Genomic DNA, 13,514 nt, shown 5'->3' on the forward strand with positions numbered 1-13,514 from the left:
GGCTTGTCCCTGCACTTTTCTTTTGTCCCTGCGCGCTCCGGCGATTATCCTCCCGCCATGCATCAACTGATCAAACACTTGTTGCACGCACAGGCGCCCCGGGAGGAGGTCATTGTCAAGGGCTGGGTGCGCACCCGCCGCGATGCCAAGGGCTTTTCCTTTTTTGAAATCAATGACGGCTCCTGCCTCGCCAACCTCCAGGTGGTGGTGAATGATGGCACGCCAACCAATGCCGAAATCACCCACATCCTCACCGGCGCCTCGGTGATCATTCAGGGCGCGCTGGTGCCCTCGCCCGCCGCCGGCCAGAAGTGGGAGGTCCATGCCCGCCGCGTCGAGCTGGTGGGGCCGGCCGATGCCACCTATCCCCTCCAGAAAAAAGGGCACTCGCTGGAGTTTCTGCGCACCATTGCGCACCTCCGCCCGCGCTCCAATCTCTTCGGTGCCGTCTTTCGCACCCGCAGCCGGCTGGCCCACGCCGTACACCAGTTCTTTCAGGAGCGCGACTTCGTCTATGTCCATACCCCCATCATCACCACCAGCGACTGCGAAGGGGCCGGCGAGATGTTTCGGGTGACCACCCTCAAGGGCGAGCCGGGCGAAAAACCGGAGGACGATTTCTTCGGCAGGCCGGCCTACCTCACCGTGAGCGGCCAGCTCGAAGGGGAGGCCCTGGCCTGCGCGCTCTCGCGCATTTACACCTTTGGCCCCACCTTCCGCGCCGAAAACTCGAACACCGCACGCCACGCGGCGGAGTTTTGGATGATCGAGCCGGAAATGGCATTTTGCGACCTGGCGGCGGACATGGACCTGGCCGAGGAGTTCATCAAGGCCATGGCCGCCCACATGCTGGATCATTGCGCCGAGGACCTCGCCTTCTTCAACAAGTTCGTGGACAAGGAAGTCACCACCCGCCTCAAGTTTGTGGTGGAGCGCCCCTTCCAGCGCCTTCCCTACACTGACGCCATTGAGATCCTGCAGGCCTCGGGCAGGGCCTTTGAGTTTCCCGTGCGCTACGGCGTCAACCTGCAATCCGAGCATGAGCGCTACCTCACGGAGGAGCATTTCAAATGCCCGGTCACCGTCTTTAATTACCCGCGCGAAATTAAACCCTTCTACATGCGCGTCAATGACGATGGCCGGACCGTCACGGCCATGGACGTCCTGGTGCCCGGCATCGGGGAGGTCATCGGCGGCGCCCAGCGCGAAGAGCGTCCCGACCGCCTCCAGGAGCAGATGGCCTTTCACCGGCTCAACCCGGCCGACTACTGGTGGTATGCCGACCTGCGCAAATTCGGCACCGTGCCCCACGCCGGTTTTGGCCTGGGTTTTGAGCGGCTCATCATGTTCCTGACCGGAGTGGGCAACATCCGCGACGTCATCCCCTTCGCCCGCACGCCCAAAAACGCCGATTTTTAGAACCGCTCCGGCCCTGGCGTAGCGCGGGGAATGCCCGCGGCGGGTCACCTGGGGCGGTGCGCGAAAAAATAATTGTTGCATCCGGGGGAAAATGGGTTAGTTTTAGGTTGTCACAGGCGCGGCCGCGTCAGCACAGCATTAACTGGTAGTGTTCATGGGAGTGCAGCGGCTTTCCCGAAAGTTCAACGTTCAAAACGTTTCGGGGTTGGTTTCAGGATGTTCCATGGCCTGGTGACACAACACAATACTGGATAGCTAGGTAGATACCTTATGGGTTCACATTCCAATTCGGCCCATTATCCCGACTACGGTTCGGGGTATTTGGAAATCTCGGAAAAGGGCTTCGGCTTTTTGCGGTCTCCTGACAACTTCTTTGCGCCCAAGCCCACCGACATCTTCGTGACGCCCGACACCATCAAGCGCAGTTTCCTGCGGGAAGGGGCGCTGGTGGAGGGCACGCTACAGCCCCCGCACCGGGGCACCAGCCCGCAGTTGCGCACGGTGGAAAAGGTCAACGGCATGCCCTTCCAGGAGTACGTCAAGACCTTGCGCTTTGAGAACCTGACCACCATTGACCCGGTGGAAAAGTTCAAACTCGAAACCACCCCCGACCTCATCGAAACGCGCATCATTGACCTGGTGACCCCCATTGGCAAGGGCACCCGCGGCCTGATCGTGGCTCCGCCGCGCACCGGCAAGACCACCATCCTCAAGCAAATTGCCAACGCCATTACCGCCAATCACCCGGAAGTCCATGTCCTGGTCCTGCTCATTGACGAGCGGCCGGAGGAGGTGACCGACTTCCAGCGCTCGGTGAAGGCCGAGGTCGTGGCTTCCTCCAATGACCAGGACCTGGAGACCCATGTGCGCCTCTCGCGCTTCATGATCGAGCGCTGCCGCCGCATGGTCGAGGCCAAGAAAGACGTCTTCGTCCTGCTGGACTCCATCACCCGCGTGGCCCGCGCCTACAACAGCGTCCATGGCGGCTCCGGCCGCACCATGACCGGCGGGGTGGACGCCCGGGCGTTGGAAATCCCCCGCAAAATGTTTGCCGCCGCCCGCAAAATCGAGGAAGGCGGCTCCCTCACCATCATCGCCACCGCGCTGGTGGAAACGGGCAGCCGCATGGACGAGCTGATCTTTCAGGAGTTCAAGGGCACCGGCAACATGGAGCTGGTGCTGGATCGCAAGCTCAGCGACCGCCGCCTCTTCCCGGCGATTGACATCCCCCGCAGCGGCACCCGCAAGGAGGAAAAACTCTTCCCCAAGCATCAAATTGAGTCCGTGCGCAAATTGCGGCGCATGATGGTGGACCTCAACCCGGTGGAGGCCATGGAAACCCTCATTGCCGCCTGCAAGAAGCACAAGACCAATGACGAGCTGCTGGCCAAGCTCGATCGTGGCTGAGGGCTGAATGCCCCGCGGCTGTGCCGGGCTCATGGGCAAGCGCGCCACCAGAAAAGCGCCCGATCGGACGGCCCAGTTCACCCGTCCGCCGCTGGACCGGGTGCGGCGCATCCATCACGAGATCGCCAACGGCAAATACCCCAACGCGCGGCAGTTGGCGCAGGAGCTGGAGGTCAATCCCAAAACGATTTACCGCGACCTCGAATTCATGCGCGACCGCCTGGAGCTGCCGCTGGCTTTTGACCCGCGGCGCAACGGTTACTATTACACCGCGCCGGTGACGGATTTGCCGGCGGTCAGCATCAGCGAAGGCGAATTGTTTGCCCTCGTCCTCGCCGAAAAAGCCCTGGGACAATATCGCGGCACGCCCTTTGAAAAACCGCTCCTGGCGGCCATTGAAAAAATCGCTGCCGGCCTGCCTGAGACCATTAGTGTGGCGCTGCAAGACCTCCAGCAAAGCATCTCCTTCCGCACCCGCGTCGAGCCATTGCTGGATTTGGAGGTGTTTCGCACGCTCGCCGATGCGGTGAGCCACCGCCGCCAGTTGCGCCTGCGCTACCGCAAGCCCGGCGGCGGGCCGGTGGAGGAGCGCCTCGTGGATCCCTTTCACCTGGCCAACATCAACGGAGAATGGTACCTCTTCGCCTACGACCATCTGCGCCAGGCCCCCCGCACGTTTGTGCCCATGCGCATTCAGTCCGCCACGCCCACGGGCAAAACCTTCCAGCGCCCCAAAAAATTCTCCCTGGAGAACTGGCTGCGTGGCAGTTTCGGGGTGATGCAGGGCAGGGGGGATTACCGCGTGATCCTGCGCTTCACGCCCGAGGCCGCCGATTATCTGCGCGAAAAAAAATGGCACGAAACTCAGGAGCTGCGCGATCTGCCCGAGGGCGGCGTGGAGGTGACCTTCCGCCTCTCCGGCCTGTCCGAAGTGCAGCGGTGGGTTTTGAGCTGGGGCGGCCATTGCCGGGTGATCGAGCCGCCTGAACTCGCCGCCGCCGTGCGCCAGGCGGCGGAGCGGATTCTGGAGCAACCGCCGGCAGCTCCCTCCCGCAAGGCCTGAGCGCGGCGCGCAAGCGGGGCCTGCGTGTCAGCCACGTTTCGCCGGCGGGTCCTCCCGCGCATGACCTCCCCGCCGGTATGGCACGCCGCTCATTATTTCCCCAAACCCAGGCACCGCAAAACCTTGGGGCCGCGGACGTAGAGCCTGCCCCGGGCCACGGCAGGAAAGGCGTACAACTCCGCGTCCTCCTCAAACAGGCGCTGCTGGGAGAGGGGCCGGAAATCCGGTGCCGTGGCATCCAGCAGGAGCAGGTCCCCGTGGTAACCCAGGCACAGCACTCTTTCACCATCGGTGATGAAAGAGACATGCTCGCCCCACGCCTCCTCCTCCTTTTTCCAAAGGGTCACCCACTGCTTCAAATCTGTGCGCCACTCCAGGCCAAGCAGGCCGTCACTGTTGCCCACCAGGCGCTGCCCTGCCACCACGGGCGTGGCAGTCACCGGCCGCAGGTTTTGCGCCACCCCGATAGGCTGCGGATTCAACCGGCCCCGCCGATCAAAGCGATGCCAGCGGCAGCCATTATTTTCTGTGGCCAACACCAGCCCATCGCCCAGCGGCACCGGCGTGGGCACGTTGAAGTCCCCTTCTTCTGGAGGCGTCAGTTTCCACAAGCGCCGCCCGCTTTGCGTCTCCCAGCCGCCCAAACTTTTTTCCTCGTAAGCCACCACCTGGCTCTGGCCATGCCACTCCCCGGCCACCAGCGCCGCATAACCCGGCTGGCCGCTGCCGGCACCTGAACACAGCAGTTTGCCGCTGGCTGGATCCAGTCCCACCAGAAAATTCTTGGTGCCCCCTGGCAGCACCCACAGCCGGTTTTCAAACAGAAGCGGCGAATTGGCATAACCCCAATGGGGCATGCGGCCTTGGAAATCCTTGACCAGATGCCGTTTCCACAAAATCTTGCCACTCGCCAGCTCCACCGCCAGCAAATCCCCATACGCCCCCAACAGATAGGCCCGGCCCCGGGCCAGCAGGGGCGTGGCGCGCGGGGAGTTGCCATAATCCAGTCGCGGCCCGCGGGTGCGCTGCGCCAGCGTCCAAACCACTTCGCCCGTCTCCGCGCGGAAACACCGCCACAAGTCCGCCTCGTCCAGGGGATCGCGGTCGCTCACCACCACGTACCCCTCGGCGGCGGCCACACCCCCCAGGCCGGCGTGATTCAACTTGCGCTCCCAAAGCACGGGCAGGGGCTGGGGCAGAGCGGCGGGCAACCGGGCCGTCAATCCCCGCCGCAGTGCGCCTCCCCAGCCGGGCCATTCCTGCAGGGCTTGGCTCACGTCCTCGTAGGGGACAAACCCATCACGTGATTCCAGCCGCTGACAGAGCTTGCGGTCTCCGGCCACGGCCTCCAATGCCTTGCCCAGTGCCTCGGTCAGGGACGGCTCCAGCTCTCGATGGATGAACACCGTAATGAACGGCACAGGCGCGGTGCGCCCCACCACCCGCAGAGAACGGGGCGGGATATTGCCGCACCCCTCCAACAACGGCAGCGCATAGCTGGATAGTACCCCCACCGCTGCCGGCTGCCCGGCGTGGTCCAGCAGCTCTTGGGCGGTGGTGGTGCAACTGGGCAAAATCCTGGCAACCTTCCCCGGCTTGATTCCCGCCCCCCTCAGGGCGTCCAGCGCGGCGGCGTGCCTCTCCGTTTCCTCCTCCGGCCCCAACCACACCTCCCGGTTTTCCAAATCAGCCAGGTCCTGGGCGGTATCGGCCGTCGGCACAACAAACAAGCCGCTCAAGGTGGTCCTGCCCTGCCAATCGGTCAACTGGGCCAGGGGCTGCAAGGGCCAGCCCCGGGACTTCACCGCATGCGCGATCATGGATTCCTTGCCGATCACCACCTCGGGGCCCCGGGGGAGCGTGGCCGAGTGCACGGCCTCCTCGCTGGCGGCAAACGCCACCTTGACCGCCCGTTTCAGGCTTTTGGATAAATAGCGCCCCAAGGCCTCATAGTCGCGCTGCCCGGTGCCCGCCACGCAGGCGCAACACAGCTCTTTCGCCAGGGGGTCCATCACCCAAACCGTCAGGGGCACGGCCTGGGAGGCCGGCGCGGCGGCCCGGAGCAGACCGGCAATCAAACATCCTGCGGCCGTGGCCAGCCTCAACCAACGGGAAGTCATAACGGCGGCAGCTCGTGCCTCGGTTAGCGGGTGAAAACGTGAATGGTATTGTCCCCCGTGTTAAGCAGGAAAAGCTTTTTCTCGTCGGCACTCATCGCCACCGACACCCGCACACACCCGTTCTTGTAGGTCGGGTGGGCCAGCACGCCCAGAAACTTCCCGTCCGGTGTGAAGCGTTTTACTACCACCGGCGGGCCGGATTCGGCCGCCAGAATGTCGCCGTTGGGGGCGAAGGTGAGATTCTTCGGTTCACAGCACCCGCCAAAACCATCGGCCGCTGCGCGGTCAAATTTGCCAAACTGGGTGACCAGCCGGCCCTGGGCATCATAACATTCCACCTTGTGTTTGCCGTTGTGCGCCAGCCACAGTTGGCTGCCACGCCCCTGAATGTCCATCTGCCCGCAACACCCCGAAAGACGGCCCACAAAGCGCGCCGGGTTGGATAGTTTGGCGTCCAGACGCCAGACCATGAAACCAAACTCCGCCGGGGAGGGGGCCGAAACAAAAACTTCCTCGCCAATAACCGCAATGCCGGCGGCATGGCCGCGGCGGGTCGCCAGCGTCTTGCTCAGGTTTTCCATCAACCGATCCAGTTCCGCCTCCTTCATGCCCGAATTCATTTCCTTGTATTCCTTGCGCACGCGCACCATCTCCTCCTTGATTTGCTCCTTCCATTTTTCCTGCTCCGCGGCGGGCACCTGCAAGGCCGGGGCGGGCATTTCCAGCAGGATTTTCCCTTGCGGGTTGAGCTTGCACACCTTGCCGATGCCCGCCACGTAGAGGCAGCCTTGGGCATCGGTGCAGATCGCTTGCGGGATGAATTTAAGGGGAATTTTCTCCAGCACCTTGCCCGCGGGGGAAATGACCTGCAGCTCGGTGGGCCCTTGGTTTGCTTCCGGTCCCACGCAAACTACCAGGTTCCCTTGCTGGTTGAGGCAGAAGTTATTGATGGTGCCGCCTTTCGTCGGCACCTTGATCACGTTTGCCTGCTTGTATTTAGGTTTCCATGCCGGATTAGCGGCGCGCGCCTTTTCCAGCTTGCGATTGGATTGCTCCGTGCCCTCCTCCTGGGCGAGCACAGGCAGGAGCATCGCACTCAGCACGAGCAGCAGGGTTGCGCTGAAGGTTGCTTTGCATCCCACGCTCCTTGGGCGTGGCCGGATGACGAATGGATTTGGGCGCATGAAAAGGACGGACTGACGATATGTTGGTAGTCGCCATGGTAACGCTCCACCCCCCGGGGGAGCCCGGGCTGACCGTTCACTAGTTTCGACCTTAGATTGACCCAAACGTTCAAAAAAGGAAAGCCTCAAGCGCAAATATTGCCCTTCGGCAAACCGTGCCGGGCAGGGCAGGGCGGGAGGCTGCCTGCCGGACTGCAGCCCCTCTTCGGTCCGACACCGGGCGCGCCCAGGAGGCATTATCCCTGCGGCGCGCCCGCCCATTTTCCACTTGTGCCGCGCCGCGGCTTGGGGCTTTATCAGGGGCGTTATGCAACTCTTGGCAAACCAAGTGGCGGTGGTGACCGGCGCCGGGCGCGGCATCGGGCAGGCCATTGCCTTGAAACTGGCGGGCGCCGGGGCCGATGTGGCCGTGGTGGACGTAAAACTGGAATTCACCCAGGAAACGGTGGACAAAGTCAAAGCCCTGGGCCGGCGCGCCTGGGGGTACGCGGCCAACGTGGCCTCGGCCGCCGAGGTCAAGGCCGCCGCCGACCAGATCCTCGCCGATGCCGGCAAGGTGGACATCCTTGTCAATAACGCCGGCATCACGCGCGACACCCTGCTCATGCGCATGAGCGAGGAAGACTGGGACGCCGTGCTCGACATCAACCTCAAGGGCACCTTCTTGTTCACCCAGGCCTTCTGCCGCAGCTTCCTCAAACAGCGCTCCGGCCGCATCATCAACATTGCCTCGGTCATCGGGCTCATGGGCAATGCCGGCCAGTGCAATTACGGCGCCAGCAAGGCGGGGGTCATCGGCTTCACCAAATCCGCCGCGCGGGAATTTGCCAGCCGGGGCATCACCGTCAACGCCCTGGCCCCCGGCTTCATTCAGACCGCCATGACTGACAAACTGACCGCCGAACAAAAAGAGGCCATCCTCAAAAATGTGCCCCTCGGCACCCTGGGCCAGCCGGACGACGTGGCGGAGGCCGTCCTCTTCTTTGCCAGCCCCGGCGCCCGCTATATTACGGGCCAGGTGCTGGCGGTGGACGGGGGATTGGCGATGTAAATTTTTCACAAAATACCGCTGGACAGAACCGCCGCCCCCCATTAGACAAGTCGCCGGCAATGCGTTGATCGCGCCATGCGGCAACACCGCCGCGCAGCGGGAAAACCGCGCCGGAAAAAAGCGCAAAATGCAGGCTTGACGGTTGGGGCGCGGCTGGCATAGAGACAACAGACATTTAACAACGAACGGAGAATACCGATGGCTGATAAACCAGTTGAAACGCGGGTCAAGGAAATCATCGTCGAGCAATTAGGCGTGAATCCTGACGAAGTGACAAGCGACGCCAAGATCGTGGACGATTTGGGCGCCGATTCCCTCGACATTGTCGAGCTGGTCATGGCGCTGGAGGAGGAATTCGGCAGCGAAATCCCCGATGAGGAGGCCGAAAAGCTCCAAACCGTCGGGGATGTCATCAAGTACATCGAAGACATTAAGAAGTAACCGGCCGGGAGAAACCATCGGGGCAGCTCTGGCTGGGAAAAGCCCTGGCTGCCCTTTTTGTTTATGGCAAGCAGTTGGTCCGAGCGCCGGGTTGTCATCACCGGCATGGGTGTCGTCACCCCCTTGGGGCACGACCCGCAAACGCTGTGGCAAAATGTCGTCTCCGGCCAGTGCGGCATTGACCGCATTACGGCCTTTGATCCCTCGGAGTTTGACTGCCAGATTGCCGCCGAGGTCAAAAACTTCGACCCCTCCCCGGCCTTCCCCTCGCCCAAGGAAGCCAAGCGCTCGGACCGCTTCGCCCAGTTTGGCGTCTATGCCGCCTGGCAGGCGCTCCAGGATTCAGGCCTGGACCTCGAGCGCGTCAACCGCGATGAAATCGGCGTGTTCATCGGCTCGGGCATCGGCGGCCTTCACACCACGGCCGAGCAGCACAAGGTGCTCCTCTCCCGCGGACCGGGCCGCGTCTCGCCCTTCATGATCCCCATGCTCATCCTGAACATGGCCTCCGGCATGTTCTCGATGTACTACAAACTGCGCGGCCCCAACGTGGCCACCTGCTCCGCCTGCGCCACCTCCACCCATGCCGTTGGCGAGGCCTGGCGCACCCTCAAAATGGGCGACGCCAAGGCCATCTTTGCCGGCGGCAGTGAAGCCACCATCGTCCCCTTGGGCATCAGCGGCTTCTGCGCCATGCGCGCCATGAGCACCCGCAACCATGAACCCAAAAAGGCCTCCCGGCCGTTTGACGCCGAGCGCGATGGCTTCGTCATGGGCGAAGGCGCCGCCGTGGTGCTGATGGAAGAATTGGAGCATGCCCGGGCGCGTGGCGCCAAAATCTATGCCGAGGTGGTCGGGTACGGCAACACGGCCGACGCCTACCATCTCAGCGCCCCCTCCCCCGGTGGCGAAGGCGCCGCCCGCTGCATGGCCATGGCCCTCCGTTGCGCGGGCCTGCGGCCGGAGGACATTGACTACATCAACGCCCACGGCACGGCCACCCCCAGCGGCGACGTGGCCGAAACCCAGGCCATCAAAACCGTCTTTGGCGACCACGCCCGCAAACTCGTCGTCAACTCCACCAAAGGCGCCACCGGCCACATGCTCGGCGCCGCCGGCGCCACCGAGCTGGTCATCAGCATCCTGGCCATGCAAAACCAGGTTTCCCCGCCCACCATCAACCTGGAAAAGCCGGATCCCGAGTGCGACCTGGATTACGTGCCCAACACCGCCCGCGAAATGCGGATCCGCGCGCTCCTGAACAACTCCTTCGGCTTCGGCGGTCACAACGCCACCGTCGCCTTGCGCCAGTTCAACGGCTAGGCGCGGACCTCCTTCCACAAGCGAATCACTGCCCAGGGGAGGCCGAAACCGGCCTTCACAACCTGCCGCTGCCATTCAGGGACTCTGGCTTAAAACCTTGAAGCAAAGCGTACCTGAAAGACCCGCCTCCGCGTGCCATTGAACAAGCGTTGAGCAGCCCCTTGCCCAGGGGGGCTGGGTTTATCACAAATACTCCCGCGGATCCGTGATCCGGCCGGTCAGGGCGCTGGCGGCCACCGTGGCCGGGCTGGCCAGGAACACCTGGCTTTCCTTGTGGCCCATGCGGCCCGGGAAATTGCGGTTGGTGGCGCTGATGCACTTCATCGGCTTGTTGATGCGTCCGAACGTGTCCACCGGCCCGCCCAGGCAGGCGGCGCACCCGGCGTTCTCGGTCATCAACACCCCGGCATCCACCAGGATCTGCCAGATGCTCTTGTCCCCCCACCGGGTGGTCTGCAAATCCCGCACAATCTCCGGCGTGGCCGGCACGCCAAAGGTGTCAATGACCACCTTGCGGCCTCGGATGATCCGCGCAAACTCCACAAAATCACTCGTCTTCCCGCCCGTGCAGGACCCGATGTAGGCGCGATCCAGCTTGATGTGCTCCAGTTCCTTGGCGAGCTTGCGCTGGCCGGGGTCCGGATGGCAGGCCACCGTCGGCTCCAGTTTGCTCAAATCCACCACCAGCTCGTAAATGAACTTCTGATCCTTGTCCGGCTCCACCGGTTCATAAGTGGTTTTTGTGCCGTTGAGGCGGGTCCGGTTGTCCACGTATTCCGCCGTCCGGGCGTCAAACTCGAAGATGCCGTTTTTGCCGCCGGCCTCGATGGCCATGTTGGCGATCGTCATGCGGTCATCCATCGAAAGGCCGGCCACGCCCGGGCCGTCGAACTGCATGGCCCGGTAGGTGGCGCCGTCGAAGCCAATTTCGCCGATGATGTGCAATATGATGTCCTTGGCCATCACCCCCGGCTGGAGCTTGCCCTCGAAGCGGAAATGCATCGTCTCCGGCACCTTGAGCAGCAGTTTGCCGGTGCCCATCACAAAGCCGGCGTCGGTGTTGCCGATGCCCGTCGCAAACTCGTTGAACGCCCCTGCCGTGCAGGTGTGGCTGTCGGTGCCAAACAACACCTCCCCGGGGCGGGTATGGCCCTTTTGCGGCAGCGCGCTGTGGCACACGCCGGCGTACTGCGAGCCGTACTGGCGCACAAAATGCCCCTTGGCCGGATCAAACTGCCAGGTCCCGTTGGGATCATCAATCACGTCATAGAAATAAATCAGCCCCTGCTCCTTCACAAACTGCCGCAGCAGGTTCACGTTGCGGTTGGAGTTCGAGTCGGCGGTGAAGATGTAATGATCCGGAATGATCACCACCTTCGTGCGATCCCACACCTTGGCGTCCGGTCCAAATTCCCGCTTGAACACCCCTATGGTCCCCGGCCCGCACACGTCGTGCGTCATCAGCACGTCGGCGTTCACCCACACATTCTCCCCCGCCTGCACCCGGGCCTTGCCGGCGGCGCGGGCCAACACTTTTTCCGTCAACGTCATAGCGCGGTAAATCTAACGTTGCCGGCGGCCCCGCGCAACAGCAATGACGCCCGCCCCCGCCCCCGCTGCCCCTCGACAGCCCGCCCGCCCGCAGGCTATCATGCCCCCATGAACTTTCTGGTTACCGGTGGCGCGGGTTTCATTGGCTCCCATGTCTGCGAGGCCCTCCTGCAGCGCGGACATGCCGTGTGGGTGGTGGACGACTTGAACGACTTCTACGCCCCCGCGCTCAAACAGGCCAACCTCCGCGCCCTCCAGGCCCTCGGCCGGGACTTCGAGTTTGTCCAGGGCGACATCACCGACCCGGAGACCCTCGAAGAGGTGTTCAGCTTCGCCCGCTTTGACCAGGTCATCCATCTGGCGGCGCGGGCCGGCGTGCGGCCCAGCCTGCTGCAGCCCGCCCTTTACCTGCGCGTCAATGTGGAGGGCACGGCCCTGTTGCTCGAAGCCGCCCGGCGGCACCGCGTCCGCAAGCTCATCATCGCCTCCTCCTCCTCCGTGTACGGCGTGAATGCCAAAGTCCCCTTCAGCGAAAACGACCCCATCTTCACCCCCATCAGCCCCTACGCCGCCAGCAAGCTGGCCTGCGAAGCCCTCGGCCATGTCTATCATCATGTCCACGGCCTGGACGTGGTCATGCTCCGCTTCTTCACCGTATATGGCCCGCGCCAGCGCCCCGATTTGGCCATCCACAAATTCGCCCGCCTCATCCTGGCCGGCCAGCCCATCCCCGTCTTCGGCGACGGCTCCACCGCCCGGGACTACACCTACATCACCGACACCGTGGCCGGCGTGCTGGCCTGCACCGACCGGGAGTTTGGATTTGAAATCATCAATCTGGGCGAGTCCCAGACGGTGACGCTCAACCGGTTGATTGAGGTCCTGGAACAGGAACTGGGCCTGAAAGCCCTAATTGACCGGCAGCCGCCCCAACCCGGCGATGTGCCCCTCACCTACGCCAACATCGAAAAGGCGCAACGCCTCCTGGGTTACGCCCCCCAGGTCAAAATCGAGGAGGGCATCCGCCGTTTTGTGGCGTGGCTCAAGGCCAACCCCTCCTAGGCCGCCGCCAGCCCGGCCAGCCGCAGCACCACCTGCGCCACATGGGCGCCGGTCTTGCGCGCCGAATCCAGCCCCACCTCGTCCCCGCTGATCTCGTCTTTGGCCGCCATCAACGTGCCCCCCAGATAGGCCGGAGAATTGCCCCCCACCACCAGCATGTTGAAGCTCAGCATGGCCCCGTGGATTTGCTGGATGATCAGCTCCTGGCCGCCATTCCGATTCCCGGCCACCGCCACCACCCCCACCGGCTTGTTGGCAAACACGTTTTTCGGGTCCCGCAGCGCATAACAGCGCTCGATGAACGCCTTGCACAACGCGCTCATGCTGCGGAAATACGAAGGCGACCCGATAATGAGCCCCCCAAAGGCCGGATCCTGAAACTTGGGCAGCAAAGGCGTAAGATCATCTTTGCGCGGACTGGGCGAATGGCCGTTGACCTGCAGCCCGCCCAAATCCACCAGCTCCGTTTGAATCCGCGCATCCACCGCCCGCGCCCCCTCCAGAGCTGCCTGCACGGCTTTGGCGGTCGTCATGCCACGGCGCGGGCTGCAGGCCACGCCAATGATTTTAAGCGGGGCCGCGCCCGCCTCCGCGGCGCCAACCCCAGGCAGGGCGGCCGCCGCCGCCGTGACACTGGCGGCCGCAATAAACTTCCGGCGATCAAAGGTTTTTTTCATGGGTTTTGTAAGACAACAGCTTGGCGTTTTGCCGACCATTGAACAACCAGAAAATGTTGCTCCCTGTTCCCTTGGCAAACCCGCCGCCCCGGCGTATATTGACTGCAAATGGGCCGGCCCCCTGCCACGCAAACCATGCGCTGTGGACGGCGTGATGCTCCCCGCCGCCGCAACAACCGCCCCCATTTCCCGGGCCTGCACGCCGGCTCGTGCCCC

At 63.4% G+C, this 13,514-nt stretch carries 11 protein-coding genes; 7 read left to right on the plus strand and 4 right to left on the minus strand.

The features are described 5' to 3' along the window. Nucleotides 1-57 precede the first annotated feature (57 nt). The 3 genes from asnS to N3J91_13095 all read left to right on the plus strand — a co-directional run bounded on the left by asnS (nucleotide 58) and on the right by N3J91_13095 (nucleotide 3,889). Nucleotides 58-1,419, plus strand: a complete 1,362-nt coding sequence (gene asnS, locus N3J91_13085) for an asparagine--tRNA ligase (protein MCX8157356.1) — start codon at nucleotides 58-60, stop codon at nucleotides 1,417-1,419. A gap of 270 nt (nucleotides 1,420-1,689) precedes the next feature. After that, nucleotides 1,690-2,826, plus strand: coding sequence for a transcription termination factor Rho (rho, locus tag N3J91_13090; GenBank protein ID MCX8157357.1), 1,137 nt, complete (start codon nucleotides 1,690-1,692; stop codon nucleotides 2,824-2,826). A 31-nt stretch (nucleotides 2,827-2,857) separates the two neighbouring features. After that, complete coding sequence (locus N3J91_13095) at nucleotides 2,858-3,889, plus strand: WYL domain-containing protein (GenBank protein ID MCX8157358.1); 1,032 nt, start codon at nucleotides 2,858-2,860, stop codon at nucleotides 3,887-3,889. A 92-nt stretch (nucleotides 3,890-3,981) separates the two neighbouring features. Here N3J91_13095 and N3J91_13100 read toward each other — a convergent pair whose 3' ends face one another. Next, nucleotides 3,982-6,009: a PhnD/SsuA/transferrin family substrate-binding protein gene (locus N3J91_13100; GenBank protein ID MCX8157359.1), complete on the minus strand. Its 2,028-nt coding sequence runs from the start codon at nucleotides 6,007-6,009 to the stop codon at nucleotides 3,982-3,984. A gap of 23 nt (nucleotides 6,010-6,032) precedes the next feature. Beyond that, nucleotides 6,033-7,151, minus strand: a complete 1,119-nt coding sequence (locus tag N3J91_13105) for a hypothetical protein (GenBank protein ID MCX8157360.1) — start codon at nucleotides 7,149-7,151, stop codon at nucleotides 6,033-6,035. Between the two features lie 349 nt (nucleotides 7,152-7,500). Between N3J91_13105 and fabG the strand changes: the two genes are divergently transcribed. From fabG to fabF, 3 genes are all read left to right on the plus strand, one after another. After that, nucleotides 7,501-8,244 (plus strand): 3-oxoacyl-[acyl-carrier-protein] reductase, encoded by a 744-nt coding sequence (fabG, locus tag N3J91_13110; GenBank protein MCX8157361.1) that lies wholly within the window; start codon nucleotides 7,501-7,503, stop codon nucleotides 8,242-8,244. A 198-nt stretch (nucleotides 8,245-8,442) separates the two neighbouring features. After that, nucleotides 8,443-8,685 carry an acyl carrier protein gene (acpP, locus tag N3J91_13115; GenBank protein ID MCX8157362.1) on the plus strand — a complete coding sequence of 81 codons (243 nt, stop codon included), beginning with the start codon at nucleotides 8,443-8,445 and terminating at the stop codon, nucleotides 8,683-8,685. Between the two features lie 63 nt (nucleotides 8,686-8,748). Next, nucleotides 8,749-10,008 carry a beta-ketoacyl-ACP synthase II gene (fabF, locus tag N3J91_13120; GenBank protein MCX8157363.1) on the plus strand — a complete coding sequence of 420 codons (1,260 nt, stop codon included), beginning with the start codon at nucleotides 8,749-8,751 and terminating at the stop codon, nucleotides 10,006-10,008. Between the two features lie 183 nt (nucleotides 10,009-10,191). Here the strand turns inward: fabF and N3J91_13125 are convergent, their stop codons facing one another. Further along, nucleotides 10,192-11,559: an aconitase family protein gene (locus N3J91_13125; protein MCX8157364.1), complete on the minus strand. Its 1,368-nt coding sequence runs from the start codon at nucleotides 11,557-11,559 to the stop codon at nucleotides 10,192-10,194. A gap of 108 nt (nucleotides 11,560-11,667) precedes the next feature. On the opposite strand from N3J91_13125, the gene N3J91_13130 reads away from it, so the two are divergent. Beyond that, complete coding sequence (locus N3J91_13130; GenBank protein MCX8157365.1) at nucleotides 11,668-12,621, plus strand: SDR family NAD(P)-dependent oxidoreductase; 954 nt, start codon at nucleotides 11,668-11,670, stop codon at nucleotides 12,619-12,621. Here N3J91_13130 and N3J91_13135 read toward each other — a convergent pair. Beyond that, nucleotides 12,618-13,298 carry a flavodoxin family protein gene (locus N3J91_13135; protein ID MCX8157366.1) on the minus strand — a complete coding sequence of 227 codons (681 nt, stop codon included), beginning with the start codon at nucleotides 13,296-13,298 and terminating at the stop codon, nucleotides 12,618-12,620. The two genes, N3J91_13130 and N3J91_13135, sit on opposite strands and share 4 nt — an antisense overlap. Between the last annotated feature and the right edge of the window lie 216 nt (nucleotides 13,299-13,514).

It is taken from the genome of Verrucomicrobiia bacterium (assembly GCA_026414565.1).
Classification (GTDB): Bacteria; Verrucomicrobiota; Verrucomicrobiia; order Limisphaerales; family Fontisphaeraceae; genus Fontisphaera.